Source organism: Pelagibacterium mangrovi (assembly GCF_036662815.1).
Taxonomy (GTDB): domain Bacteria; phylum Pseudomonadota; class Alphaproteobacteria; order Rhizobiales; family Devosiaceae; genus Pelagibacterium; species Pelagibacterium mangrovi.
The window spans coordinates 104,010-129,373 of the sequence record NZ_JBAFXA010000009.1; the positions used below are offsets into that span (position 1 = coordinate 104,010).

Genomic DNA, 25,364 nt, shown 5'->3' on the forward strand with positions numbered 1-25,364 from the left:
AGCTCTTCCCATCACCCGCCCTTGACCGAACCGGCCAAGAGGCCACGGACGAAGTAGCGTTGGAGGGAGAAGAAGACGATCAGCGGCACGATCATCGAGATGAAGGCGCCGGCGGTCAGGAGTTCCCAATTGTTGCCGCGCGTGCCGAGCAAGTTGATGAGGCGGCCGGTGAGGACGAGCTCGGTGTTTTGCGAGCCCAGGAAGATCAGGGCAACCAGCAGATCGTTCCAGACCCAGAGGAACTGGAAGATCGCGAACGAGGCGAGCGCGGGGAAGCTCAGGGGCAGAACCATCGTGGTGAAAATCTGGAAATGGCTGGCGCCATCCATGCGCGCGCTTTCCATGATCTCGCGCGGCAGGCCGACCATGTAATTGCGCAACAGGAAAATGGCGAGCGGCAGGCCGAAGGCGGTGTGGGCCAGCCAGACGCCGAGATAGCCCTTGGCCTCGCCCCCGAAGATATCGGCGACGCCGTTGTAGAACCGCAGGATCGGGATGAGCGACATCTGCAGCGGGACGACAAGAAGGCCCACGATGATGGCGACGAGGATGCCCCGGCCCGGGAAACTCATCCATGCCAGCGCGTAGGCGGCAAAGGCGGCGATGAGGATGGGGACGATGGTGGCCGGGATGGCGACGGTCAACGAATTGAGGAAGGATTGGCCGATGCCGTTGGCGTTGAGGACCGACCAGTAATTGTCGAGCGTGAAGCGCGGTGGCTCGCTGGCGGTGTAGTAGATGCGCGGGCCGCTGTCGTGCTCGAACGGGGTTGCAGAAGTCCAGCGGTAGGCGCCGGTTTCATCGACCACCAGCTCGCCGCCCTGGCGCATTTCGATGGGCTCATCGATGCCAAAGGCGGCCGGTTCGCGGCTGGTGATGCCGACGGCGGAGACGGTGAGATTGGACGCATCGTCGAGGATATCGCCGGTGATGACGAACTGCCCCCCCTCTTCCACCTGATCCTCGGCCGCGCCAAGACGCGAGGCGCCGGCGGAATCGGTGGTGGTCAGCGCCGTCCACCAGCCCGAAAGCGCGAGCTGGTTGGCATCGCGCACCGAAGAGATGAGCAGGCCGGCAGTGGGGAAGGTCCAGAGCGCGACGATCAGCAGGAGCGCGATGTTGGCGATGAGGCGGCCGAGCTTGATGCGCGATAGGAACGAGGACCGGGGCTGGTCGGTGGACACGGTCGCGGCGGGGGCAGTTGTGGTGGTGCTCATCAGCGTGTCCCCTGCTCGCGGTTGGCGTTGCGCACGTTCCAGATCATGATCGGCAGGACGGCGATGAGGATGACCACGGCAATGGTCGATCCCCGGCCGAAATCGCCCGAGCGGAACATCCACGAATACATGAGATTGGCCAGAACCTCGGTCTGGAACTGACCGCCGGTCATGGCGAAAACGATATCGAAAACCTTGAGCACGGTGATGGTGATGGTGGTCCACACCACGATCAGCGTGCCGGTGATCTGGGGGATCATGATGGTGAAGAAAATCTGCACCTCGTTGGCACCGTCAATGCGCGCCGCTTCGATGGTTTCCTCGGGGATGCCGCGCAGGGCGGCAGAGAGGATGACCATGGCAAAGCCGGTCTGAATCCATACGAGGATGATCATCAGCAGGAACGAATTCCATGGGATGATGGTCATCCAGTTCTGGGGTGGAAAGCCCATGCCGGTGACCAACGCGTTTAGGACGCCGATCTGGGCCTGGTCGGGGCCGCGATAGGCGTAAACGAAGCGCCAGATGACCGAGGCGCCGACGAATGAGATCGCCATGGGCATGAAGATCAGCGATTTGGCGATGTTGCCCCACCAGATACGATCGGCCAGAACGGCGATGACCAGCCCGAACGCCGTCGCGAGCGCGGGGACAATCAGCAGCCAGAGGAAATTGTTGAGCAGCGACTGACGGAAATTGGCGTCGTTTATCGCCCAGATATAATTGGCGAACCCCACGAACCGGGAGCCATTGGCGTTGAAAAGGCTCAGCCTGATGGTCTCGAAAACCGGATAGACGAGATAGAGGGAGAGGAACAGCAGCGCCGGGGCGAGGAACAGCCAGGGGCGGATGGACGTGCGCAGGCGGTCCTGCCGGACCGAGGCCTCGCCTGCCGCATCGGCCTTGAGAAACCTGTCGAGCAGCCAGTTGCTGCCCCAGAAATAGGCCCCGGCGGCAATAAGCGCGACCAGAACCGCCAGAACGGCATTCAGGACCTGTGTTATCATCCCCCCACCTCTGCTCCCCCATGGTCCGGCTCAGCGGACCCGATTGTTCTTTTTAGTGCAAGCTGGATGGGTTGCGGAGCGGGTGCCCCGCAACCCTATGGATTAGAGGTTGTCCCAAGCAGCCTGGATCTGATCGGCCGCTTCCTGCGCCGAGGCGCCGTTCACGAAATCGACCATGCCGGTCCAGAACGCGCCTGCGCCGATGGCGCCGGGCATCATGTCGGACCCATCGAAGCGGAAAGTGGTGGCTTCGAGCAGGATTTCGCCCTGGGCGCGCAGTGCGTCGGAAGAATAGACATCGACATTGGCGCCAGTATGGGCGGTCAGGAAGCTCGAATTGTCCTGTGCCATCCAAATCTCATGAGCGATCGGGGTCTTGAGGTATTCGAGGAAGGCGCGGGCCGCGTCGGAATCGGACGTAATCGACACCAGCGTTCCCGAACCCAGGACCGGGCGGCCGAGATCGGCCTGAGCCTCATAGGGAGGCATATAGAAGAAGTCGAAATCGGTGCCCGCTTCGGAGCCCTCGGGGAAAAAGGAGGCGATGAAGGACGCCTGCTTGTGCAGATAGCACTGGGGCGGAATGGTGAACAGGCCCAGCGGGCTGTCACCGAACGCCGTGGTGGCAACGGCAGCGGTGCCGCCGGCGACGTTGGCATCGTCCTTGACGATGGAGCCGAAGATTTCGATGGCCTCGACGACCTTGGGGTCGTTGAAGGGCAGCTCGTTGGAGACCCAGGCGTCATAATCTTCCGGGGTCTGGGTGCGCAGCATCAGGTCTTCGATCCAGTCGGTGGCCGGCCAGCCGGTGGCACCGCCCGATTCCAGACCGACGCACCAGGGCACGCCGCCATCGGCCTTGATCTGTTCCTGAAGCTCGAGAAGCTGCTCCATGGTCTCGGGCACTTCATAGCCCATTTCGGAGAAATTGTCGGGCGAGTACCAGATCAGGGATTTGACTTCCTGCTTGAAGGGGAAGGCATATTGGGCGACGGCGCCGTCCTCGCCTTCGAACTGGCCAAGAGCCGACCAGGATTCGCCGGCGGCGTAGTTCTCGTTGACCCAAGTGGTGGTTTCCTCGCCCAGATCGGCCAAGGCGCCCTGGGCCGCGAAATCGGCCAGAAGGCCGGGCTGGGGCAGGATGGTGATGTTGGCGGGGGAGCCGGCGGCGATATCGATGCGCGCCTGCTCTTCATAGTTGGGGGATGAACCGAGCTGGGCGGTTACGCCCGTGGCTTCCTCGAAGAAGGATACCACCGCGCGCCATTGGGAAGCGTCACCCGGATCGTCGCGCCAGGGGGTCCAGAAGGTGAGCTGCTGGCCATCGAGCGAACCGGCATATTCGGCCTCGAATGCATCAAGCGAATCCCAAGTGAAATCGCCTTCGCCGCGGACGATATCCTGGGCGAAGCCGGACGTCGCGACAAGACAAAGAGCCAGAGTGGACACTCCGGCCAAAAGGGTTTTGTGCATGTAGTCCTCCCATTGCACATGGCGACGCTTAGCTGCGTCAAGCTGCCGCATACGACACTCCAAAACGTTTTGGCAACCAAAACGTTTTTGCCGGCCCAGTTGAGGAAGCGGGCTCTGACGTGCGGCAGAAAAGAGGGTTACATAAAGTGGCTGAATTGCCAAGCGGTGTAACGCGGTTGCGAGCGGCGAGAGGCGGCATCGCCGGGCACTAAATGCTTGAGGTTCAACCCCGTTCCCGATCGCAGCCGGCGCGGGGCCTGGCGAACGATATAGCCATTGCTTTTGGAGATGCTGTTGCTGGACCCCGGGAATAAATCCTGGGGTGACATGGTGGTGGGGTGGCACCGACTGAAACCGCCGACCGTCGTTCAACCTACGCGGGCTCGCCATCATAGCTGGCGCGGGCGGCGTCGATGGCCGAGAGGTTTTCGGCCGCCCACTGGCTGAGGACGGTGACCGGGCCCTGGAGCGAGCGGCCAAGATCGGTCAGCTCATATTCGACGCGCGGGGGCAATGCGGGCACGACGGTGCGCCGGACCAGCCCGTCACGCTCCAGCCCGCGCAGAGTGCGGGTAAGCATGCGCTGGGAGATATCGTCGATAGACCGCAGCAACTCGCCGAAGCGGCGCGGGCCCTCACCCAGGCGGGTGACGATGAGCAGGCTCCATTTGTCGCCGATGCGGGCCAGGACCTGGCTGATCTTGAGGCATTCCGCCGTGGGATGGGTTTGTGCGGGGGCCGTTACATGCATGTGCCTTACCTAACACCGAGGTGCCGTCTTGCGTGGTTTTGTGGTCACCTTCATATACTGCAGGAACAAATAGTAACAAGAGGTACGAACGATGCCTGACTATGGACACGAGCTGATGTTCGGCACCTTCACGACGCCATCGGCCAAGGACCCCCAGCTTGCGGTGACCATTGCGCAGGCCGCCGAAGCGGCGGGGCTGGATGCGGTCACGATCCAGGACCATCCATACAATTCCGATTTTCTCGACACCTATACGCTGCTGACCTGGATCGCGGCGAAGACCAGCCGCATCAAGGTGGCGGCCAATGTCAGCAATCTGCCGCTGCGCCCGCCGGTGGTGCTGGCCAAGGCGGCCGCGAGCATCGACCTGCTCTCGGGCGGACGGTTCGAGATGGGACTGGGCGCGGGCGGGTTCGGCGACGCGATCAAGGCGGCGGGTGGGCCGGACCTCACGCCCGGCCAGCGCGTCGATGCGCTCGAAGAGGCGATAGAGGTGATGCGCGGGGTGTGGGACACAAGCCGCGCGGGACTGAAACACGAAGGTGAGCACTACAAGATCGCCGGGCTGAGACGCGGGCCCAAGCCGGCGCATGAGATCGGGATATGGCTCGGGGCGTATAAGCCACGGATGCTGGCCTTGACCGGGGCCAAGGCGGATGGGTGGCTGCCCTCGCTCGAATACATCAAATCGCCGACCATTGCGGAATCAAACGCGGCTATCGACGCGGCGGCAATCGCGGCGGGGCGGCAGCCGGGCGACATAAGGCGTCTGCTCAACATCATGCGGCTTTCCGGCGAGACGCCGGAGGAATGGATCGAGCAGTTGACCGGGCTGGTGCTCGAGCACGGGTTTTCGGGGTTCTTTTTCGGCGGCGACGATCCCGAGGTGATCGGCGTGCTCGGCGAGGAGATTGCGCCGGGTGTGCGGGTGGCGGTGAGCAAGGCGCGGTCGCAGGCCGGGACGCTGGCGCCGAAATCGAGCGTTGCGCTGTCCAAGCGGGTCGAGAGGATCGACTACGACGGCCTACCCCCTGCCCTCGCCGACCGGGCGATAGAGCCGGGGGATTTCCGCTATGACGGGGTGCGCCATTCCTATATCTGGTCGGGGCGTCCGGGGCTGGTGATCAAGCCGCAGAGCGCGGGGGAAGTGTCCGAGGCGGTGCTTTATGCCCGCGCGCAAGACGTGCCTCTATCGGTCCGGAGTGGCGGGCACGGGATCAGCGGGCGCTCGACCAATCGGGATGGCATCGTCATCGATCTGGGGGCGATGAACGGGATCGAGGTGCTCGACGCCGAGCGCGGGCTGGTGCGGCTGGGACCGGGCGCGCGCTGGAGCGAGGTCGCTTCGGTTCTGGGCGAGCACGGGCTGGCGATGAGTTCGGGCGATTATGGTGGCGTGGGTGTCGGTGGGCTGGCGACGGCGGGCGGGCTGGGCTATCTGGCGCGCAAGTTTGGGCTGACCATCGACCATGTGGTGGCGGCGGAAATCGTGCTCGCGGATGGACGGATCGTGCGCGCCGACGCGGAGAACGAACCCGACCTGTTCTGGGCCATTCGCGGGGCGGGCGGCAATTTCGGGATCGTCACCGCGTTCGAGCTCGAAGCCTATCGGCTGGGCAATGTGGTGCAGGCGATCCAGGTGTTCGACGGATCGGACATGGCGGGCGTTCTGGAGCGCTGGGGCGGGCTGGTGGAGGCCGCGCCGCGCGAGGTCACGAGCTTTCTGGTGGCCGTGGGGCGGCGCGACGACCAGCCACCCATTGCGCAGGCGATCACGGTTTATGCCGGCGAGGATGTCGAGGCTGCGGCCGAGGCGATCAATGCGATTTCCGAGGCCGGGCCGATCCTCGACCAGCGGGCCTATATGGTGCCCTACCCCGCTATCGTCGCCCAGAAGGGTGGCGAACACCGGGGCGGCAGCGCGGTGATCCGGTCGGGGCTGGTGGAGCATTTCACCCCCGAGCTTGCTGGAAAGACGAGCGCGCTGTTGTCGTCGGGCGCGGCCAATCTGTTGCAGGTGCGTTCGGTGGGCGGGGCGGTCAACGATGTGGCGGCGGACGCGATGGCCTATCCGCATCGGACGCAGAATTTTTCACTGATCGCGGCGGGCAGTCGCGGCAGCGCGGGCGTGCTCGATGCGCTGTGGGGTGAATTGCGGCCATTGCTCAGGGGGATGTATCTCAACTTCGAGACCGATACGCATGTCGACCGGCTGGGCGAGGCGTTTCCCGAGCCGGCGTTGTCGCGGTTGCGGGCGCTGAAGCGGCGTTACGATCCGGACAATGTGTTCAACCAGAACTTTCCGATTCCGCCGGAGGAGGCGTTGCGGGAGGTGGGGTGAGAGGCACATGAGGGGACGGTGCTTTTGGTGGACTCAGCGCACCCCTCATCCGACCTTTCGCTTAAAAAGCGAAAGCCCACCTTCTCCCTCAAGGGAGAAGGGTAGCCCGGGCAGCGTTTCGGCAGGACTGCGCTGAGAGGTGGCTAGGCTACCCGTGAGCGGTTGTCGCCGGTGAGGAGGGTCTGGAAGGCGCGGTAGGAGGATTTGGGGGTGCGCTTTTGGGTTTTGTAGTCGACGTGAACCAGGCCGAAGCGCTTGTCGTAGCCTTCGGCCCATTCGTAATTGTCGAGCAAAGACCAGCCGAAATAGCCGCGCACGTCGGCGCCGCGCTTTTGGGCGGCGAGAACCGAGCCCAGATGGGAATCGTAGTAGGCGACGCGGCGGGGATCGTCGGTGCCTTCGACTTCGGCCATGCCGTTTTCGGTGACGTAGAGCGGCAGGTCGGTGTAGTCCGCGGAGATGCGGGTCAAAATTTCCTCGAGGCCCTCGGGGAAGATTTCCCAGCCCATTTCGGTCTTTTCGAGCGGGCCATCGACCTTACGCAACGGGAACGCGCCGCGTTCGGCGTCGTGGGCCCAGAGGCTGCGCGAATAGTAGTTGACGCCCAGCCAATCGATGGGGGTTGAAACCACGTCCATGTCGTCGGCGTACTCGTCGGGCATGTGCGGGTTGAAATGGGCGAGGACGTCGGCGGGGTATTTGCCCTTGAACAGGCCGTCGAGATACCAGCGGTTGAAGATGCCATCCCAGAGGCGGGCGGCGCCCATGTCCTCGGGCTTGCCGGTCGCGCCCTGGGCGATTTCGAAATTGCAGACGATGCCGAGGTTCTTGCCGCCCTGGGCGCGCATGGCCTGGATGGCCGTGCCGTGGGCGAACAGCACGTGATGGGAGGCGCGGGCGGCGGCGCGGATGTCACGATAGCCGGGGGCGTGGATGCCGAGCATGTGGGAAAGGAAGGCGACGCACCAGGGCTCGTTTATGGTGGCTGTGGCGGCGAGGCGGTCGCCGAAATGGGTGTGGACCAGGGTCGCGTAATCGGCGAACCAATTGGCGATGTCGCGGTTGAGCCAGCCGCCCTTGTCCTGCAGCGCGCTGGGCAAATCCCAATGGTAGAGGGTGGCGAAGGGTTTGAGGCCGCGTTCGAGCATGCCGTCAATCAGGCGATCGTAGAAATCGATACCCTTCGGGTTGACCGCCCCTACCCCATCGGGGATGAGGCGCGGCCAGGCGAAGGAGAAGCGGTAGGCATCGAAGCCGCCATCGGCGAGGAGGTCGAGATCTTGAGGCCAGCGATTGTAATGATCGCAGGCGATCTTTCCCGTCTCGCCATTATGGACGTTGCCGGCGGTGGCCGAAAACGTATCCCAGATGGACGAGCCGCGACCGTCGGTTTGCCCACCCTCGATCTGATAGGAGGCGGTTGCCGTGCCGAAGAGGAAATCGGTGCCGAAATCGGCCCGCTTGTGGCTGAACATGGGATGATCTCCGCCCGGAATGCATTTTTGTAATCGGTTACATTATGATTAGCAGCGTTCGGCGGATTTGTCACGAGGGTGGGCGAATGTCGACGCTGGAAGAGGACATAGGCTGCCCCGATTCCAGCTTGTCATTCTAGCTGCGAAGGGAAATCGCTTCTGCGAGCTGGCGCGCGACGGCGATGAAGGCTTGCGCCTCGGGGCCGTTGGGGGCGGCGATGACGGCGGGGCGGCCGGCGTCGGCCCCTTCGCGAATGGACATGACCAGCGGAATTTCGCCCAGGAAGGGGATGTCGAGATCGGCGGCGGCCTGGCGGGCACCGCCATGGCCGAAGATGTCGTAGCGATTGCCGGTGTCGGGGGCGATAAAAAAGCTCATGTTTTCGACGATGCCGAGCACCGGGACGTTGGTGCGCCCGAGCATGTCGATGGCTTTTTGCGCGTCGATCAAGGCCAGATCCTGCGGGGTGGAAACGATCACCGCGCCGGTCAGTTCGACCTGCTGAACGAGGGAAATCTGGATATCGCCGGTGCCGGGGGGCATGTCGACGACGAGGACGTCGAGATCGCCCCAGGCGGTTTCGCGCAGGAGCTGGCGCAAGGCGGAGGTGGCCATGGGGCCACGCCAGACGACGGCCTGGCTGCCCGTCAGCATGGGGCCGATGGACATGGCCTTGAGCCCAAAAACCTCGAACGGCTTGAAGATGCCGTCGTCACGGACGGCGGGTTTGCCTTCGAGGCCCAAAAGCTTGGGGAGCGAGGGACCGTAGAGGTCCGCATCGAGAATGCCCACCTTGAGGCCCTGCCCGGCCAGCCCAAGTGCGATGTTGACGGCGCAGGTGGATTTGCCCACGCCGCCCTTGCCCGAGCCCACGGCGACAATGTGACGGATGCCGGGGACCGGTGTCTTGGGCGGCGGGCCGGGGCGCTTGCCCGGAGTTTGCGGGGCGGCCTGGGTGGGAGCCCTGTCACCGGTGACCGAAACCATAACCTTGCGACCTTCGGCGACGGCAATCGCCGCCTCTTCGGCGGCCGTGCGCGCGGGCGCGAAGGCCTTTTCCATGCCCGGGGTCACCGAGATGGCGAAGGCGACGGCGCTTTTGGTGACGATGATGTCGGAAAGGCCGGGGAATTCAGCCAGAGAAGAGCCGCCGGGCACCTCGATGGTGCCCAGCGCGTCACGGATTTTTTTCGCGACGTCTTCGCTCACTTAGATGATCGACTGGCCGGTCGCTTCCCAATCCTTGACGAAAGCGGCGAGGCCCTTGTCGGTCAGGGGATGGTCGGCAAGCTTCTTGAGGACCGCCGGCGGGATCGTCGCGACGTCGGAACCGGCCAGAGCGGCATCGGAGACGTGGTTGGGCGAGCGGATCGAAGCGGCCAGGATCTGGGTGTTGAAATCGTAATTGTCGTAGATCACCCGGATATCCTGGATGAGCTGCATGCCATCGAGGTTGATGTCGTCCAGACGGCCCAGGAACGGCGAGATATAGGTCGCGCCGACCTTGGCGGCGAGCAGCGCCTGATTGGCCGAAAAGCACAGGGTGACATTGGTCTTGACGCCACGGTCCGAGAGCGACTTGCAGGCCTTGAGGCCGGCGAGCGTCAGCGGCACCTTGATGACCACGTTGTCGGCGATAGCGGCAAGCACGTCGGCTTCGGCCATCATGCCTTCATAATCGGTCGCCGCCACTTCGGCCGAAACCGGCAGGCCCGGCAGCAGGTCGCAGATTTCCTTGACCACTTCCTTGAAATCGCGGCCCGATTTGGCGACCAGCGAAGGGTTGGTGGTGACGCCGTCGAGCAGGCCCGCATCGTGGAGTTCGCGGATTTCATTGATGTCTGCGGTATCGACGAAGAACTTCATTGTTTCCCCCTTCGGGATAATACTTTGGTCTAAGACCCACGGTGTATCACGGAATGCGTTTGCCGCAACGCGCTCAATCTTGTCAGCGTGTCGCACCGACGATGGCATCGGCCAGGCGCTGGATGCGCTCATCGGCCAAGCCGGCGATGTTTATGCGGCTGTCATCCAACATATAGACAGCGTTTTCGGCTTTTAAATGGTTGACGGTCTCGACCGGCAGGCCAAGAAGCGAAAACATTCCGCGATGCTCTGCAACGAAGTCGAAATCGGAACTGTTGGAGCGCGAACGGATGGCGTCGGCCAAGGCCTGACGGTTGGAAATCATGCGGTTGCGCATGGCTTCGAGCTCGGCCTGCCACTCGCCGCGCAACTCGTCATCCTCGAGGATGATTCGCACGATTTCAGCGCCGTGATCGGGCGGCTGGGAATAGGCGCCGCGCACGACGTTGAGCATCTGCGAATTGGCGACATCGGCGGCGGCCGGGTCCCTGGCGACGACGATGGAGCAGCCGACGCGCTCGCGGTAGATGCCGAAATTTTTCGAGCAGGACGTGGCGCAGACGAACTCGTCGATCTCGCGGGCCACGGCGCGCAGGCCGTAGGCGTCTTCCTCGAGCCCGTCGCCGAAGCCCTGATAGGCCATATCGACCAGCGGGAAGGCGCCGGTGCGCTTGAGGGAGGCGACGACCTTGTCCCACTGCTCGTTGGTGAGGTTGGCGCCCGTGGGATTGTGGCAGCAGCCGTGGAGCAGGACGATATCGTTCTTGCCCATGCCATCGAGGGCCGCGAGCATATCGTCGAAGCGGACGCCGCGTGTTTCGGGATCGAAATAGGGGTAGGACGCAACCTTGAAGCCGGCCTGCTCGGCCATCGGCTTGTGGTTGGGCCAGGAGGGATCGGAAATCCAGATCGTGGCGTCTGGATTGGCGCGCTTCAAAAGCATGAGCAGCACCCAGAGCGCACCCGTGCCGCCGGGGGCCTGCGCGGCGCGCACGCGGTCGGTCGGAACCGTGTCGCCGAGCGCGAGCTTGACCATGGCGCTGGCGAAGCCCTTGTTGCCGGCCACCCCGATATAGGTCTTGGTTTTGGCGGTCGAGAGAATGCGTTCCTCGGCTTTTTTGACCGCCGACATGATGGGCGTATTGCCCTCGTCGTCCTTATAGACGCCGATGCCGAGGTCGATCTTGCCGGGCCGGTCGTCGGCGGCAATCTCGGCCATCAGTGCAAAGATCTTGTCCTGCGGGGCCTTGGAAAGGGTCTCGAACATTCTCACTCTCGAAACTGGGAAGAAATAGGCGCGACGCCTTTATAGTGGGCACAGTCGGGTTTGCAATGGGCGGGCGGCGCCCCAAAGCAATATTGCGACGCGACGACGCCGCCGAAGGGAGCCCTCGGCGGCGTCGCGTCCAATGGGGGAAAAATTTTCTAGAGCATTTTCGCTTTTCTTCGAATCGCTCAATTGCTCTACGTCTTTGTTTCGTCGCGCTTCCGAACAGCAAAAGTGGTATCCACTTTTACTGGAAACGCTCTAGAACTGGCGGCCGATCATCGCGTCGAGGGAGAAGCGGTTGCCGCCGCGCATGACGAAGAACAACAGAATCGCCGACCAGAGAATCGAGAGCTCGGCACCCGGCCAGCCCTGATCCATCAGGACCCAGTGGGCATAGATGGTGGTGACCAGAACGATCATCGTCGCGAAGGCGGCCGGGCGGGTGAGCAGGCCCAGAATGAGCAGGATGCCGCCGAAGAATTCAGTGGCGGCCAGGAGGGGCGACCAGAACACGCCGGGCGCAAAGCCCATTCCATCGAGCATGCCCGCCATGCCCATGGGATCGGTGATTTTGGGAAAGCCGTAGACGACCAGCGCCACGCCCGCAAGGACGCGCAGCAGCGTTTCGGACAGGGGCTGGCCGAACGCATAGATCCTGTCGAGGCCGGGAACGATCAGGCGAGGCTGGGCGGCTGTTTTTTCCAAAGTCGTCATAAGCGGTGTCTCGCTGTGGTTGAATGGTTTCGAGAAGGCCATAAACCACGGGAGATACAAGTGAATTTCCTGTAATAAAACGGAAAGGGCGGGTCCTAGCCGGTCACGAACACGTCATAGCGCGTGGTTTTGCCCAGGATCTGGTGACTGGGTTTGCGCAGACCCTCGATCGGGGCGGCGCGGAGGGGCCATTTGAGGACGACGCGGCGCGTGGCGCTGGCGAGGGCGGTATCCATCAGCTCGCGAGCGTCCGGATCGGCGCCCACGATGTCGCGGAGATCGCGCATCTGTTTTTTGACCAACGCCGATTTGGTGCGCTCGGGATGCATGGGATCGACGAGGACGACCTCGGGGGCCAGCGAGGGCAGCAGGGCGCGGGATTCGCCGTGGATCAGCGTCATGCGGGCGATGATGGCGGCGAGGTCGTCGCTGTGGCCGCCGGCGCGAGCCATGGCATCGGCGAGAGCCGCGTGAACTTCTGCGCTGCGCTCGACCAGCGTCACTTCGGCGCCCAGGGACGCCAGAAAGAAGGCATCGCGGCCCATGCCGGCGGTGGCATCGACGATGGTCGGAGTCGCGCCGCCCTTCATGCCCACGGCGCGGGCGAGCGGCTGTCCCCTGCCCTCGCCCGAACGCAGGCGGAAGCCGACGGCGCCGCCGATGAAGTCGATTTCGAGTTTTTCGTTTTGGCGTTCGGGCTCTGGCATTGGGCGGTCCGAAAAGGTATTGCGAGCCATAGCCCCCACCATCCCGACGCACAAGGGGCGTTGACGGCCCCTCCCTGGCGTCGGACACTGGCGCCTATCCTCATCTCCTTCAGGTTTTTTCATGCCCGTTCTCAACCGAGTTGCCGAATTCCACGCCGAGATCACCGCGTGGCGCCGGCAACTGCATGCCAATCCGGAAATCCTTTACGACGTGCACCAGACGGCGGCCTTCGTGGCCGACAAGCTCAGGGCGTTCGGCGTCGACGAGGTGGTGACCGGACTGGGGCGTACGGGCGTCGTGGGTGTCATCAAGGGCAAGGGCGCCTCGGACAAGGCGATCGGGCTGCGGGCCGACATGGATGCGCTGCCGATCACCGAGCGCACCGGGGTGCCCTATGCGTCGGGCAATGAGGGCAAGATGCATGCCTGCGGGCATGACGGGCACACCGCCATGCTCTTGGGCGCGGCACGCCATCTGGCCGAGACGCGCAATTTCGACGGCACCGTGGTCGTCATCTTCCAGCCGGCGGAGGAAGGCGGCGGGGGTGGGCGCGCCATGGTCGAGGACGGGCTGATGGAGCGCTTTTCGATTTCCGAAGTGTTCGGGATGCACAACATGCCGGGCATTGCGCTGGGCCAGTTCGCCATGCGCGTGGGCGGGATCATGGCGGGGACCGACCAGTTCGCCATCGATATCGAAGGCCATGGCGGGCACGCTGCGATGCCGCATCTTGCGACCGATCCGGTGATCGTTGCCGCTCACATCATCACCGGCCTGCAAACGCTGGTGTCGCGCAATGTGGACCCGATCCGTTCGGCGGTTCTCTCGGTGACGACGGTCAATGCGGGCACGGCCTATAACGTCATTCCGCGCACGGCGCGGTTGACCGGAACTGTGCGGACGCTGGACGAAGACGTCCGCGCCCAGATGGAAGCGGGCATCAAGCGGCTGGCTCCGCAACTGGCGCTGGCCTTTGGCGCGAAGGCGACGGTCAACTGGCTGCCGGGGTATCCGGTGACGGCCAACGCCGCCGAGCAGACGGGATTTGCCGCCGAGGTGGCGCGCGAGGTGGCGGGGGCCGATCGGGTGGATGCCGACGTGAACCCGACGATGGGCGGAGAGGATTTCGCCTATATGCTCAATGCCCGGCCGGGCGCCTATGTCTTTCTCGGCAATGGCGAGAGCTCGGATTTGCACACCGACACCTATGATTTCAACGACGAGGCCATTCCCCATGGCGTGAGCTATTGGGTGCGGTTGGCCGAAAGGGCATTGCCGGCGGAATAGGCTTTTGATGAAGACGACGCTCATCACGATCTGCACCCTGGGCATTGCCGCCATCGGCGCGCTTGCCCTCGATATGCTGGACATGCCCGGCGGGATGCTGATGGGCGGGGCGCTGGCGGTGATGGTCGCCTCGCTTTTGGGCATGCCGGCGACGCTGCCCACGCGGCTGCGCGACGTGCTGTTCGTCTGCGTCGGGCTTTCGATGGGGGCGAGCGTTGCGCCCGACACGCTGAACCTGATCGGGGAGTGGCCGATTACGCTGGTGGCGCTGGCCGCCGAGCTGGTGGTGATCGTCCTCCTGTGCGGGATGGTGTTGCGCCTGATATTCAAATTCGACAGTGGGACGGCGTATCTGAGTTCGTTTCCCGGCCATCTTTCCTTTATCGTTGCGCTGGCGAGCACTGGTATTGGCAATCCGCGCCAGATCACCATAATCCAGGTGCAGCGGGTGGCGGTGCTGACGCTTTTTGCCCCGATCGGAGCGCTGTTCCTGCCGGTGGGGCAATATTCGGGAGCGGCCAGCGAGCCCATGGCGCTGACCACGCTGGCGATGGTTGCGGCGGGGTGCGTGGTGACCGGGTGGGTGTTCAGCCGCCTCAAGATGCCGGCGGCCTATGTGCTGGGCTCGATGCTGTTTGCCACCGTGATGAAGCTGACCGGCAATTTTCCCGGAGCGCTGCCGCCGCTGCTGATCGACCTGACTTTCATCGGGATGGGGGCTTTGATCGGTTCGCGTTTTGCCGGGATCACGCGAAGCGAATTCATGCAGGCGGTCTGGGGCGGCACGGTCGCCACCACGATCACCGTTGCCGTGACCACCATTTTTGCCGTGGCCGTGAGCTTTTTCGTTTCGATGCCCATCGGCCAGCTCTGGCTGGGCCTTTCGCCGGGCGGGCTGGAATCGATGGGCTCGCTGGGCATCGCACTCGGCTACGATACCGCGTTCATCGCCGCCCATCACGTGGCGCGGTTGTTGATGCTCACCTTTGCCATTCCGCTCGTCGTGATGCTGATCAAAGCGAACGAGGCCAAGGGTGCGGCGGTGGCACGGTCGTGACAGGTTGGATTTGAGGCAAATTTATTGCCCCACTCGCTCATATGCACGCGCTGGCTTCAGCCCTTTGCGAAGGTAAGCGAGACGGCAACCGGGTCGAAACCGGGGCCGCATTCGATGAAGGCAAATCCATTGCCTTCCAGCGCCAGCGCATTTTCCTCGTGCGCCGCACCGTGGGAGACCGAGGCGGGTTCGACACCATCGGGCAGCCCCTTGAGCACAAGCGTGCGCGGGTTGGCCGAGAGGTTGAAGACGCAGAGGATGGTGCCATCCTTGCCGGTTCGGGCATGGGCCAGGATCGGCTCATCGATCTTGTAGAAATGGATATCGCCATCGACGAGGGTCTGGTGGTCGCGCCGGTAGCGGAGGATTTTACGGTAATAGTGCAGCAGCGAATCCGGATCGGCTTCGAGGGCTTCGACATTGCGCTTCATATGGGGGCCCTTGACCGGGAGCCAGGGTTTGACGTCCGAAAACCCGCCGTTTTGGGCATCGCTCCACGGGATCGGTGTGCGGCAGCCGTCGCGGCCCTTGTTTTCGGGCCAGAAGCGCAGGCCGGGCGGGTCGGTGAGCTCGGAATATTCGAGCTCGGCCTGGGGCAGTCCCAATTCTTCGCCCTGATAGATGCAGATCGAGCCCTTGAGCGAGCTTAGCAGCGCGACGGCGAGGCGACCCAGCGTATCGGGATTGACCGCGTGGGACTCCCAGCGCGACATGTGGCGCTCGACATCGTGGTTGGAAAAGCTCCAGCACGGCCAGCCGTCGGGCGCGCCCTTGAAGAACTTCTTGATGCGGGAGCGGAAGTGCTCGGCGGAAAATTTGGGGCCGAGCATCTCGAAGGAATAGCACATGTGCAGCAGGTCATCGCCGGCGGTGTATTCGGCCATGATCTCGATGGCCCGGTGCGCCTCGCCGACTTCGCCCACCGTGGTGGTGCCGGGATATTGGTCGAGCAGGGCGCGGACGCGCTTGAGGAAGGCGATATTTTCCGGGCGGTTCTTTGAGAATTTGTGGAATTGCATCCCGTAGGGATCGACCTCGAGCGGGGTTTCCTTTTCGCGCGGGGCGGCGGGATTGTCGCGCAGTTTCCGGTCGTGGAAATAGTAATTGACCGTATCGAAGCGGAAGCCGTCGACGCCCCGGTCGAGCCAAAACCGCATGGCCGCCAGGATGGCGTCCTGGACCTCGTGGTTGTGGAAATTGAGATCGGGCTGGGAGATGAGGAAATTGTGCAGATAGTACTGCCGGCGGGTGCCGTTCCACTCCCAGGCCGGGCCGCCGAACACCGAAGGCCAGTTGTTGGGCGGGGTGCCAACCTCATTGGGATCGGCCCAGACGTACCAATCGGCGCGGGGATTATCGCGCGAGGATTTGGATTCGATGAACCACGGATGCCGGTCCGAGGTGTGGCTGAGCACCTGATCGATGACCATCTTGAGGCCCAGGGCGTGGGCCTTTTCGATCAGCGCGTCGAAATCCTCGAGCGAGCCGAACAGCGGATCGATATCGGTGTAGTTGGAGACGTCGTAGCCCATGTCGTCCATGGGGGAAGGAAAAATCGGGGACAGCCAGATGGCATCGGCGCCAAGGTTGGCGATGTGTTCGAGGCGGCCCAGGATGCCGCGCAGATCGCCCACGCCATCGCCATTGCTGTCCTGAAAGGAGCGCGGATAAACCTGGTAGATCACGCCGCCGCGCCACCATTGAGACATCGATCGTTCCTTTCGATTGCCGTATCGGGAAGTACCTTAGCAGGCACCCAGCCAAATGCGAGAGCGTGGGCTCGGTTGCATGGCTCCTATGCTTGACGCATCTGGCGAACAGGTTTAGGGGCGCGGAGCTGACGGCGAGACAAGGGACGGCATATGGACGAGCAGGGCCTTTTCGTTGCGCTCATTCTCGGGATCATCGAGGGGCTCACCGAGTTCCTGCCGGTAAGTTCGACCGGCCACCTGCTGCTGGCCGGGCATTTCTTCGGGCTGACGCAGCCGGCCAGCTTCATCGTCCTGATCCAGCTCGGCGCCATTCTTGCTGTCATAACCGTCTATTTCGCCAAGCTGGCGGTGTTGATCCGCGATGCGCTGGCGGGCAAGGCTTATGCCTGGCATTTCGCCGTGGCGGTGATCCTCGCCTGCCTGCCGGCGGTGATCGCAGGGGTGCTGGCGCGAGATTTCATCCAGCAGGTGCTCTATGAGACGCCGATGGTGATCTGCATATCGCTGCTGGTGGGTGGGATCATTCTGCTGATCGTCGACGCCATGCCCAAGACCGTGCGTCATGACGACATCTATACGTTTCCCTGGTCGCTGGCGCTGATCATCGGGCTGTTCCAGATGCTGAGCCTGGTCCCCGGCGTTTCCCGGTCGGGATCGACGGTTGTGGGGGCGATGCTGTTCGGGGCGTCCAAGCGCGCGGCGGCGGAATTCACCTTCTTTATCGCCCTGCCCATCATGGCGGGGGCGTTCGGCTATGATCTCTATAAAAGCCGCGAGTCGATCGATCTCGACCTCGGGCTCAACATCGCCATCGGCTTTGCGGCATCGTTCGTGATCGGCGCGCTCGTCGTGCGCTATCTGCTCGATATCGTCTCGCGCCACGGCTTCGCGCCGTTCGCGTGGTGGCGGATCGTTGTGGGCGGGGCGGGCCTCGTCGCGCTCTTGCTGATGGGCTGATCCCTCTCGATTTTTCGGATTTTCCGGTGCAATCTTGACCGGCTCACAGCCAGATTCAGGAGTGCCCATGCCTCACCACATGCTGCGCGTAGCCGACCGCCCCAAAGACGCGCCAAGGACGATCAAGTTCGAAGGGGCGCCTTATGGTGCGGGCATTTCATTTTTCGCCGTGGTCAGCGATCCGGGCAGGCGTGTTGGATTGCACGTCCATCCCTATACCGAAACCTGGATCGTGCAGGAGGGGCGGGTGCGGTTTTTTGCCGGCGATAACGTGGTGGAGGCCGGACCGGGCGATATCATGGTGGTCGAACCCGAGACGCCGCACGGGTTCGAAAATGTCGGCACGGACGTGCTCAAGATGATGTGCCTGCACGATTCCGAACGCATCATCCAGACCTTCCTCGATCCGGATGATGCCTGAGAGTCCTTGCCTGTCGCGCTTCCGAAGCGGAAAAGTGGTTTCCACTTTTCCTGGAAACGCTCAAATCAGGCCTTGGTCTGGTCGTCCAGCTCGGCCTCGGGCACGTTCTTGCGGATCGATTCGATGGCGCTGATTGCCGAAGCCTTGGCCTTGTAGCCTTCGGAGGCAAACATCGCTTCGCCGTTGGAAGCCCGGAAACGGAAGCGGAATTCGCCGGCTTTGTCTTTATAGACTTCGAATTTGTACATCGGGAAAGCCCTCGTTGTGGTCTGAACGAGAGCGAGAATTGCGCAAATCGCGGCGCGCGGCAACCGGGTGCGAAGATGCTCGCTCACGCACCCAGCAACAGCAGCCACCCTGTGATGGTGAAAAGCGACAATATGGTCGAAAGCAGAATGGTGTTTGCCGCGACGTCCATGGCGCGATTGTAATAGGTGGCGAAGATATAGACGTTGATGCCCGCCGGCATGGCCGCGAGCAGCACGCCATAACGCGCGACGTGGGGATCGACGCCCAGGATGGGGACCATCAGCACCCAGGCGATGGCGGGATGGACGATCAGTTGCATGCCGCTGGTCATCAGCGCCTGCGCCCAGGTGTCCCCCAGCTTGTACTCGTTGAGCGCGCCACCCAGGCCGAAAAGCGCCACCGGCATCACCGTGCCGGCCAGAAGCAGCGTCACCTCATCGGCGAGACCGCTCAGTTCAAGGCCCGCGACGTTGGCGAGGAGGCCCAGGGCGATGCCGATGAGGATGGGGTTGGCGAGGGATCTGCGCAAACCCTGCCAGAGCGCGGTGGTGACCTTGCCGCCATCGCGCCGGGCCAGTTCCATGACGAACATGCCCAGCGTCATCAGGAACGGGGCGTGCAGGCCGATGATCGAATAGACGATGGGCATCGCCTCTTCGCCATAGGCGCGCTGCATGACCGGGATGCCGACCAGAACGGTGTTGGTGAACATCGCCGTAAAACCGACGGCCACCGATTCGCCAGGCGTGCGCTTGAAGAACCGCGCCGCAAAGATCGCGCCCAACGCCAGGACCGATATGGCACCCGCGTAATAGGGACCGATGATCGCAAGGTTGAACGCGGTGCCGAAATCCACGTCGATCATGGCGCGGAACAAAAGGCATGGGGTGGCGAAATTGTTGACGTAGGCGATGAGCCCGGCCACGCCCGATTGCGGGTAGAGCCGGAATCTCACGGCAGCAAAGCCAAGCCCGATGAGGATGAACACGGGCGCGATGACGTTGAGGACGGAGAGCATGCGGACGGGCTTTTATGCGGGGAGGTCCGCTAAAAGACACTGTTGTCCACTCCCCGTCAATCTTTACGAGCCGGTGCGTTTGCGGCAGGCTCCAGCGCAACGACCACGGGGAGAGGACACCGATGCGCAGCCACATTCTCGCGATCGATCAGGGCACCACATCGAGCAGGGCGATGGTGTTCGACAAGGACATGAAGGTGGTCGGCCAGGGCCAGAAGGAATTCAGGCAGCATTTTCCCAAAAGCGGGTGGGTGGAGCACGACCCGCAGGATATCTGGGACACGGTTCTGTGGTCGGTGCGCACCGCGCTCAAACGCGCCGGGCTTTCGGCGGGCGATATCGCGGCCATCGGCATCACCAACCAGCGCGAGACGACGATCGTCTGGGACCGGGCGACCGGCAAGCCGATCCACAGGGCCATCGTCTGGCAGGACAGGCGGACCGCCGATATCTGCACCCGCCTCAAGGACGAGGGCGCCGAGCCGATGGTGGCGCGCAAGACCGGGCTGCTGCTCGACCCCTATTTCGCCGGGACCAAGGTCAAATGGCTGCTCGATACCATCGAAGGCGCGCGCGGCCGGGCCGAGGCGGGCGATCTGGCCTTCGGGACGGTCGATACCTATCTCGTCTGGCGGCTGACCGGGGGCAAGGTACATGCGACCGACGCTACCAATGCCAGCCGGACATTGCTGTTCGACATCGAAAAAGGCGCATGGGATGCCGAATTGCTCGACCTTCTTGGCGTGCCCGAGGCCATGCTGCCCGAGGTGATGGACAGCGATGGCGATTTCGGGGAGACCGACAAGACCGTTTTCGGCGCCGCCATCCCCATTCGGGGCGTTGCCGGCGACCAGCACGCGGCGGTGATCGGGCAGGCCTCGTTTGCGCCGGGCATGGTCAAATCCACCTATGGCACGGGCTGCTTTGCGGTGCTCAACACCGGCGAGACGTTGGTGCGCTCGCAAAATCGGCTGCTTTCGACAATTGCCTACCGGATCGGGGGCAAGACGGTCTATGCGCTGGAAGGGTCGATCTTCGTTGCCGGGGCGGCGGTGCAATGGCTGCGCGACGGGCTCAAGATCATCGGCAAGGCTTCCGATTCCGGACGGCTGGCCATCGATGCCGATCCCAACCAGAACGTCTATCTGGTGCCTGCCTTCGTGGGCCTGGGGGCGCCCTATTGGGATGCGGAGGCGCGTGGGGCAATGTTCGGTTTGACGCGCAATACAGGGCCGGAGGAATTCGCGCGCGCCGCGCTCGAAGCTGTCTGCTACCAGACCGCCGACCTGCTCGACGCCATGTACAAGGATTGGGACGGGCGGGCTACGCAGACGGTGCTGCGGGTGGATGGCGGCATGGTGGCATCCGATTATACGATGCAGTTCCTCTCCGACATTCTCGACGCGCCCGTCGACAGGCCGCAGATGCTGGAAACCACGATATTGGGGGCGGCATGGCTGGCCGGCCAGACGATCGGGCTTTGGCCGGGCCAGGAGGAATTTGCCCGGCGCTGGGCGCTGGAGCGTCAATTCACGCCCGAGATGGACAAGGGCACCCGCGCCGCCAAGCTGGCGGGCTGGCGCGATGCGGTCAGCCGGACACTGACGGCCAGATAGAGTCAGGCCAGGTCGTAAACCGCCAGCAAATTGGGCAGAACGGCCAGGTGCCAGTTGATCGAGCCCCCCACCGCCAGCGCCTTGCAAGCGGAATTGGCCGCGTAGATTGCCGCGAAGGCGAGGATACGCTTGCGCTTGTAGCCGAGCTTGGCGGAGAAAAGATCGGCCATGGCGTTGATGCGAACCGGATCGGCGGCCAGTTGAACCTTGCCCCAGGGGTGCAGGAAGCTCGCGGCCAGATCGTAGGCAGGGTCGCCCAGAATGCCGACCGGCGTACGGGCGATCCACCCCCGCTCGGCCAGCACGACCCTATCGTGATGCACTTCGCCGTGCAGGGGAATTTCGGCAGCGGGCCTATCGAGCGTCGCATAGGCGATGCCGACCGAGCGGGCATAAAGGTCGCGCGCCGTATCGGGCCAGACGCGGACATCGGCGGCGAAAAAGTCCGAAAGATATTCGCGAAGCGGCACCAGATTGTCGGGCATGTCGGGCCGGTTGACGTGCAGCATGCCCACGAGATTGGCGATGGCCCCGGTGGCCTGGGCGTCCTTGCCGTCCAGCGCCGGCTCGGAGAGCATACGGCCTTCGGCCCATTCGGTGAGAATGGCATTTTCAGCGGTGCCCAGATGCCTTATGGCCCCGTCGCCGCGATACCATTCGAGCAGGCCGCCGGCGCGGGCCGGGTCGCCGGCCTTTTCCTTATAGATGCGCAGGGCGGCGGGAGAATTGTCATCGCGCAGGACCTTATAGGTCCAAGCCTCGGCGGACTCCCCGACGGGAGTGAGTTTGGAAAGGCTCCACCGAATGGAAGCCTTGTTGAGGACAGTATCGTGCGGTGCGGTACCGATCGGAACCCCCTGTCGAAAGCGTATCGGCGCGCGCCGAAGTGAGAATCAGTTTCTTGTCGATACTCTTGCTTTCTAGCAAATTTCGGGCGGCCCGTCTGGTTCCCTTACTTTTTAGGGATCGAGCCAGGGCATCATGCGCGCGCGCCGGCGCAGCAGAGGGCGGACTTTTTCCGACGATGCGGGATCGTCATAAACCTTTGCATCGAGCGTGGTAAGTCGGGCTAGCGCAATTTCCAGCAATTGGTCCATTTCGGCGTCGAACCACACTTCGTTGGCCAACATGGCGCGCGCCTGCTCGATGTGATCCTTGGCCAGTATGTATGCGGATGGCATAGGGCTTCTCCGTTTAGTTTCGGCGTGCCCCCCTGAGTTAGAAAGCCAAGCCGAGTCGAACCAGCACCCTTCACTCATTGCGCACAAGACTACAGGACCATAGTGAAGCCCGTGCAAAGCAAATCGATTGTATTTGAATAAAACCCGGGCCCCAAACGCGCTTTAACCCTCGCGCAACCCCTGGGCGTCATAATCGGTCTCGTTTTTGAGACGGCTTGGGGGAGCCGAACCGTGACCGACCGCCCGCTCGAGGGCAAGAGGATACTTCTCGTCGAAGACGAGATTCTCATTGCCCTGGACATTTCCGATACGCTGCAAGGTGCGGGCGCGCAGGTGACCGGGCCGTGCACTTCGCTCGGGCAAGCGCTCGATGCGGCCCGATCCGGGGCTTTGGACCTGGCGATGCTCGATATCGACCTCAATGGCGAAGAGGTGTTTCCCGCCGCAAAACTGCTGCGCTCGCGGGGCATTCCGTTCATCTTCTATACCGGCCAGCCCGAGCGGGATGCGTTGCGCACCGAATTTGCCGACATACCCGTGTGCGTCAAGCCGGTGAGTCCTCGGCGGCTTATCGATACCCTGGCCCGGGTGACGGCGATCGCCGTCTGATCAGTTCTTCTTGCGGTTGTCGAGAAAGCGTTTCTCGAACTGGCCGAGCAGGACCGTGATGATCAGGACGAGCAGGGTGGCGAGCACGGCAACCGAGAAAAAGCCCGCACCCGAAGCGACCCCGATGGCGCCTGACATCCACATGGTGGCGCCCGTGGTCAGCCCCTTGATGTCCCTGCCCGACCTGATGATCGCGCCGGCGGCGAGGAAGGCGACACCGGCCGTCACCGCCTCGATGACGCGGATGGGATCGAGCCGGGCAATGGTATCGGCACTCAGATCGACCATCTCGTGGTAGATTTCGAAGGTCATGACCGTGAAGGTGGCGGCCGCCGTCGAGATCAGCATGTGGGTGCGAAGCCCCGCCGGATGGTTTTTGATCTCGCGTTCGAAGCCGATGATTGCGCCCAGAATGGCGGCGACCAGAAGCCGTGCGGCGATGATGCCGAATGATTCGTGAGTTGGATTGCCGCCAAGCGCCAGAAAATCCTGCATCTTTCGGTGCCCTGTAAAGATTGCAGCTAGAACGCAATTGCCGGGAAGCGGTTCCCTTTCGCTATAGCGGCCAGATGACCGGGATGAGCAGCATGGTGATGGCGAAGCACACAAGGTTGAGCACGCCGCCGATGCGGACGAAATCGAAGAATTTGTAGCCGCCCGCGCCATAGACCAGCGTGTTGGTCTGGTAGCCGATGGGGGTGAGAAAGCTCGCGCTGGCCGCGAACATGACGGCGACCACGAAGGGTCGCGGATCGACCCCAAGCCCGTTGGCGAGCCCGATCGCCACCGGCGTCACGATCACCGCGACGGCGTTGTTGGTGACGACCTCGGTCAGCGCGGAAGACAGCAGATAGACCACGCCCAGGGCGAAGAGCGGCGAAAAGACCATAAGATAGGGCGAAATGGCGCGCACGATCTCGCCAACCAGATCGACGTTTTCCATCGCCACGCCGACGCCCAGCATGGCGACGATCAACCCCAGTGTTCGCCAATCGACAGCCTGCACGGCTTCCTCGGCCTCGACGCATCTTGCGGCGAGAACCGTCGCCGCCCCGATGACCGCAAGGCCGGCAATGGGCATAAGGCCCAGGGCAGCGCCCACGACGACGGCGATGAGCACGGCGATGGCGATCGGCGCCTTGGTGCGCCGGAAGCCGCGCTCGCTCGGTTCGGCGACGTTGACGAGATCGTAATCCTCTACCAACCGGCGCAAATCCTCGGGCGCACCCTCGACCAGAAGGGTGTCGCCGACCTCGAGCGGTGCGGTTTCGAACCGTTCGGCGAGGTTGGCGCCGCGCCGGTGGAGGGCAAGCGGGTAGATGCCGTAACGCCGGCGCAGGCGGAGGTGGCGCAGGGTTTTGCCCAGGATGCCGGCGGTAGGCCCGACGAGCACTTCGACCATGGAGGAGGTGCGCGTGCCGATCGATTGCATGCGCTCGGCTTCCGGAAGGGTCAGATTGCCCTCTTCCTTCATCGAAAGCAGTTCGGCCATGGACGTGCGCAGCACGACGACGTCGCCGGGCCGGAGCACCACATCGTTCATGTGCCGGCGCAGGGAAAAACTGGCGCGCAGCACGTCGATGAGCTGGCTGTCGGGGCGGTTGAAGGCGGGAACTTCGCGCGCCTGCTTGCCGACATGGGGAGAGTTGTCCTCGACAACGGCTTCGAGGACGAATTTCTTGCTCGATTCCGAATGGGACAGCGACGACACCGTCGTGCGGTCGGGCAGGAGATTGCGCAACAGCAGCATTGTCACGATGCCGGCGACGGCGAGGGCGACGCCCAATGGCGCGATCTCGAAAATATGGAACGGCTCCATGCCGTTCTGCTGGGCGACGCTATCGACCAGGATGTTGGTCGAGGTGCCGATCAGCGAACAGGTGCCGCCAAGGATCGCGGAAAACGAAACGGGGATGAGAAGCCGGGAGGGTGAAGTCTGCATTTCCCGCGACAGGGTAAAGGCCACCGGGATCATCATCATGACCAAGGGAGTGTTGTTCATGAACGCCGACATGGCCGCGATGGCGACGAGAAACATCGCCATCGTCCCTAAAGGATGCCGTCTGGCGCCGTTTTTAAAGAGCAGCGCGAAGGCCTCCAGCGCGCCGGTTCGCACCAACGCCGCCGAAATCACGAACATGCCCGCGATGGTTGCCGGCGCGGAATTGGACAGGACCCCCAAAAGGTCGTCCACCGAAATGATTTTGAGCAAAAGAAGCACGGAAACGGCAATCGCCGCGCTGACTTCGGGCGAACGCCACTCCCGGGCGAACGCGATGAAGAGGGCCATGATGACGGCGCTGACGATCAACGCGCCATAAGGCTCGATCAAGGTTGCGATCAAAAGCGCCCTCCGCACAAATCACCATCATAATATTGATCCGGTGCGGCAATGAAAATGGCACACACGTTGCGAATGGCGTTTTTTATTGGA

The 25,364-nt window shown here is 63.1% G+C and carries 24 protein-coding genes; 7 read left to right on the plus strand and 17 right to left on the minus strand.

Annotation, left to right across the window (positions count from 1 at the left end):
* Positions 1–11: 11 nt before the first annotated feature.
* From V4T21_RS16025 to V4T21_RS16040, 4 genes are all read right to left on the minus strand, one after another.
* Positions 12–1,217: a carbohydrate ABC transporter permease gene (locus tag V4T21_RS16025; RefSeq protein WP_332718686.1), complete on the minus strand. Its 1,206-nt coding sequence runs from the start codon at positions 1,215–1,217 to the stop codon at positions 12–14.
* Positions 1,217–2,221, minus strand: a complete 1,005-nt coding sequence (locus tag V4T21_RS16030; RefSeq protein WP_332718940.1) for a carbohydrate ABC transporter permease — start codon at positions 2,219–2,221, stop codon at positions 1,217–1,219. The genes V4T21_RS16025 and V4T21_RS16030 overlap by 1 nt, the downstream gene beginning before the upstream one ends.
* Positions 2,222–2,326: 105 nt before the next feature.
* Positions 2,327–3,697 (minus strand): ABC transporter substrate-binding protein, encoded by a 1,371-nt coding sequence (locus V4T21_RS16035; RefSeq protein WP_332718688.1) that lies wholly within the window; start codon positions 3,695–3,697, stop codon positions 2,327–2,329.
* A gap of 373 nt (positions 3,698–4,070) precedes the next feature.
* On the minus strand, positions 4,071–4,448 hold the full coding sequence (locus V4T21_RS16040; protein WP_332718690.1) for a winged helix-turn-helix transcriptional regulator: 378 nt from the start codon (positions 4,446–4,448) through the stop codon (positions 4,071–4,073).
* Between the two features lie 91 nt (positions 4,449–4,539).
* Here V4T21_RS16040 and V4T21_RS16045 point away from each other — a divergent pair, with 91 nt between their 5' ends.
* Positions 4,540–6,789: an LLM class flavin-dependent oxidoreductase gene (locus V4T21_RS16045; protein WP_332718693.1), complete on the plus strand. Its 2,250-nt coding sequence runs from the start codon at positions 4,540–4,542 to the stop codon at positions 6,787–6,789.
* A gap of 143 nt (positions 6,790–6,932) precedes the next feature.
* Here the strand turns inward: V4T21_RS16045 and V4T21_RS16050 are convergent, their stop codons facing one another.
* The 6 genes from V4T21_RS16050 to V4T21_RS16075 all read right to left on the minus strand — a co-directional run bounded on the left by V4T21_RS16050 (position 6,933) and on the right by V4T21_RS16075 (position 12,822).
* Positions 6,933–8,264, minus strand: a complete 1,332-nt coding sequence (locus V4T21_RS16050; RefSeq protein ID WP_332718695.1) for a GH1 family beta-glucosidase — start codon at positions 8,262–8,264, stop codon at positions 6,933–6,935.
* 136 nt (positions 8,265–8,400) lie between these two features.
* On the minus strand, positions 8,401–9,474 hold the full coding sequence (locus V4T21_RS16055; RefSeq protein ID WP_332718697.1) for an Mrp/NBP35 family ATP-binding protein: 1,074 nt from the start codon (positions 9,472–9,474) through the stop codon (positions 8,401–8,403).
* Positions 9,475–10,131 (minus strand): fructose-6-phosphate aldolase, encoded by a 657-nt coding sequence (gene fsa, locus V4T21_RS16060; protein ID WP_332718699.1) that lies wholly within the window; start codon positions 10,129–10,131, stop codon positions 9,475–9,477.
* An 82-nt stretch (positions 10,132–10,213) separates the two neighbouring features.
* A complete protein-coding gene (locus tag V4T21_RS16065; RefSeq protein WP_332718702.1) occupies positions 10,214–11,398 on the minus strand; it encodes an amino acid aminotransferase in 1,185 nt (394 codons plus the stop codon).
* 261 nt (positions 11,399–11,659) lie between these two features.
* Positions 11,660–12,106 carry a DoxX family protein gene (locus V4T21_RS16070; RefSeq protein WP_332718943.1) on the minus strand — a complete coding sequence of 149 codons (447 nt, stop codon included), beginning with the start codon at positions 12,104–12,106 and terminating at the stop codon, positions 11,660–11,662.
* A 104-nt stretch (positions 12,107–12,210) separates the two neighbouring features.
* On the minus strand, positions 12,211–12,822 hold the full coding sequence (locus V4T21_RS16075; RefSeq protein WP_332718704.1) for a class I SAM-dependent methyltransferase: 612 nt from the start codon (positions 12,820–12,822) through the stop codon (positions 12,211–12,213).
* A 121-nt stretch (positions 12,823–12,943) separates the two neighbouring features.
* Here V4T21_RS16075 and V4T21_RS16080 point away from each other — a divergent pair, with 121 nt between their 5' ends.
* Complete coding sequence (locus V4T21_RS16080) at positions 12,944–14,110, plus strand: M20 aminoacylase family protein (RefSeq protein WP_332718706.1); 1,167 nt, start codon at positions 12,944–12,946, stop codon at positions 14,108–14,110.
* 7 nt (positions 14,111–14,117) lie between these two features.
* The gene (locus V4T21_RS16085; protein ID WP_332718708.1) at positions 14,118–15,167 is read left to right on the plus strand and encodes an AbrB family transcriptional regulator; all 1,050 of its coding nucleotides are present in this window, start codon (positions 14,118–14,120) and stop codon (positions 15,165–15,167) included.
* Positions 15,168–15,223: 56 nt separating this feature from the next.
* Here the strand turns inward: V4T21_RS16085 and V4T21_RS16090 are convergent, their stop codons facing one another.
* The gene (locus V4T21_RS16090; RefSeq protein WP_332718710.1) at positions 15,224–16,876 is read right to left on the minus strand and encodes an alpha-glucosidase; all 1,653 of its coding nucleotides are present in this window, start codon (positions 16,874–16,876) and stop codon (positions 15,224–15,226) included.
* A 153-nt stretch (positions 16,877–17,029) separates the two neighbouring features.
* Here V4T21_RS16090 and V4T21_RS16095 point away from each other — a divergent pair, with 153 nt between their 5' ends.
* A complete protein-coding gene (locus tag V4T21_RS16095; protein WP_332718712.1) occupies positions 17,030–17,836 on the plus strand; it encodes an undecaprenyl-diphosphate phosphatase in 807 nt (268 codons plus the stop codon).
* A gap of 67 nt (positions 17,837–17,903) precedes the next feature.
* The gene (locus tag V4T21_RS16100) at positions 17,904–18,257 is read left to right on the plus strand and encodes a cupin domain-containing protein (protein WP_332718714.1); all 354 of its coding nucleotides are present in this window, start codon (positions 17,904–17,906) and stop codon (positions 18,255–18,257) included.
* 65 nt (positions 18,258–18,322) lie between these two features.
* On the opposite strand, the gene V4T21_RS16105 is transcribed toward V4T21_RS16100, so the two are convergent.
* Positions 18,323–18,505 carry a YegP family protein gene (locus tag V4T21_RS16105; RefSeq protein ID WP_332718716.1) on the minus strand — a complete coding sequence of 61 codons (183 nt, stop codon included), beginning with the start codon at positions 18,503–18,505 and terminating at the stop codon, positions 18,323–18,325.
* Between the two features lie 83 nt (positions 18,506–18,588).
* A complete protein-coding gene (locus V4T21_RS16110) occupies positions 18,589–19,524 on the minus strand; it encodes an AEC family transporter (RefSeq protein WP_332718718.1) in 936 nt (311 codons plus the stop codon).
* A 122-nt stretch (positions 19,525–19,646) separates the two neighbouring features.
* Between V4T21_RS16110 and glpK the strand changes: the two genes are divergently transcribed.
* The gene (glpK, locus tag V4T21_RS16115) at positions 19,647–21,140 is read left to right on the plus strand and encodes a glycerol kinase GlpK (protein ID WP_332718719.1); all 1,494 of its coding nucleotides are present in this window, start codon (positions 19,647–19,649) and stop codon (positions 21,138–21,140) included.
* 2 nt (positions 21,141–21,142) lie between these two features.
* Here glpK and V4T21_RS16120 read toward each other — a convergent pair whose 3' ends face one another.
* Together V4T21_RS16120 and V4T21_RS16125 are read right to left on the minus strand one after the other, a co-directional pair.
* Entirely contained in the window at positions 21,143–22,012 is an 870-nt protein-coding gene (locus V4T21_RS16120; protein WP_332718945.1) for an aminoglycoside phosphotransferase family protein, read from the minus strand.
* An 87-nt stretch (positions 22,013–22,099) separates the two neighbouring features.
* The gene (locus tag V4T21_RS16125) at positions 22,100–22,321 is read right to left on the minus strand and encodes a hypothetical protein (RefSeq protein WP_332718721.1); all 222 of its coding nucleotides are present in this window, start codon (positions 22,319–22,321) and stop codon (positions 22,100–22,102) included.
* Positions 22,322–22,552: 231 nt separating this feature from the next.
* Here V4T21_RS16125 and V4T21_RS16130 point away from each other — a divergent pair, with 231 nt between their 5' ends.
* Positions 22,553–22,930: a response regulator gene (locus tag V4T21_RS16130; RefSeq protein WP_332718723.1), complete on the plus strand. Its 378-nt coding sequence runs from the start codon at positions 22,553–22,555 to the stop codon at positions 22,928–22,930.
* On the opposite strand, the gene V4T21_RS16135 is transcribed toward V4T21_RS16130, so the two are convergent.
* Positions 22,931–23,425, minus strand: coding sequence for an MgtC/SapB family protein (locus tag V4T21_RS16135; RefSeq protein WP_332718725.1), 495 nt, complete (start codon positions 23,423–23,425; stop codon positions 22,931–22,933).
* 61 nt (positions 23,426–23,486) lie between these two features.
* Positions 23,487–25,274: a sodium:proton antiporter gene (locus tag V4T21_RS16140; RefSeq protein WP_332718727.1), complete on the minus strand. Its 1,788-nt coding sequence runs from the start codon at positions 25,272–25,274 to the stop codon at positions 23,487–23,489.
* Positions 25,275–25,364 lie beyond the last annotated feature (90 nt).

Coding starts and splice junctions, on each gene's coding strand:
- V4T21_RS16025 (WP_332718686.1), bottom strand. CDS start 1,217: ATGAGCACCACCACAACTGCCCCCGCCGCGACCGTGTCCACCGACCAG.
- V4T21_RS16035 (WP_332718688.1), bottom strand. CDS start 3,697: ATGCACAAAACCCTTTTGGCCGGAGTGTCCACTCTGGCTCTTTGTCTT.
- V4T21_RS16040 (WP_332718690.1), bottom strand. CDS start 4,448: ATGCATGTAACGGCCCCCGCACAAACCCATCCCACGGCGGAATGCCTC.
- V4T21_RS16045 (WP_332718693.1), top strand. CDS start 4,540: ATGCCTGACTATGGACACGAGCTGATGTTCGGCACCTTCACGACGCCA.
- V4T21_RS16050 (WP_332718695.1), bottom strand. CDS start 8,264: ATGTTCAGCCACAAGCGGGCCGATTTCGGCACCGATTTCCTCTTCGGC.
- fsa (WP_332718699.1), bottom strand. CDS start 10,131: ATGAAGTTCTTCGTCGATACCGCAGACATCAATGAAATCCGCGAACTC.
- V4T21_RS16065 (WP_332718702.1), bottom strand. CDS start 11,398: ATGTTCGAGACCCTTTCCAAGGCCCCGCAGGACAAGATCTTTGCACTG.
- V4T21_RS16075 (WP_332718704.1), bottom strand. CDS start 12,822: ATGCCAGAGCCCGAACGCCAAAACGAAAAACTCGAAATCGACTTCATC.
- V4T21_RS16080 (WP_332718706.1), top strand. CDS start 12,944: ATGCCCGTTCTCAACCGAGTTGCCGAATTCCACGCCGAGATCACCGCG.
- V4T21_RS16085 (WP_332718708.1), top strand. CDS start 14,118: ATGAAGACGACGCTCATCACGATCTGCACCCTGGGCATTGCCGCCATC.
- V4T21_RS16090 (WP_332718710.1), bottom strand. CDS start 16,876: ATGTCTCAATGGTGGCGCGGCGGCGTGATCTACCAGGTTTATCCGCGC.
- V4T21_RS16095 (WP_332718712.1), top strand. CDS start 17,030: ATGGACGAGCAGGGCCTTTTCGTTGCGCTCATTCTCGGGATCATCGAG.
- V4T21_RS16100 (WP_332718714.1), top strand. CDS start 17,904: ATGCCTCACCACATGCTGCGCGTAGCCGACCGCCCCAAAGACGCGCCA.
- V4T21_RS16105 (WP_332718716.1), bottom strand. CDS start 18,505: ATGTACAAATTCGAAGTCTATAAAGACAAAGCCGGCGAATTCCGCTTC.
- V4T21_RS16110 (WP_332718718.1), bottom strand. CDS start 19,524: ATGCTCTCCGTCCTCAACGTCATCGCGCCCGTGTTCATCCTCATCGGG.
- glpK (WP_332718719.1), top strand. CDS start 19,647: ATGCGCAGCCACATTCTCGCGATCGATCAGGGCACCACATCGAGCAGG.
- V4T21_RS16125 (WP_332718721.1), bottom strand. CDS start 22,321: ATGCCATCCGCATACATACTGGCCAAGGATCACATCGAGCAGGCGCGC.
- V4T21_RS16135 (WP_332718725.1), bottom strand. CDS start 23,425: ATGCAGGATTTTCTGGCGCTTGGCGGCAATCCAACTCACGAATCATTC.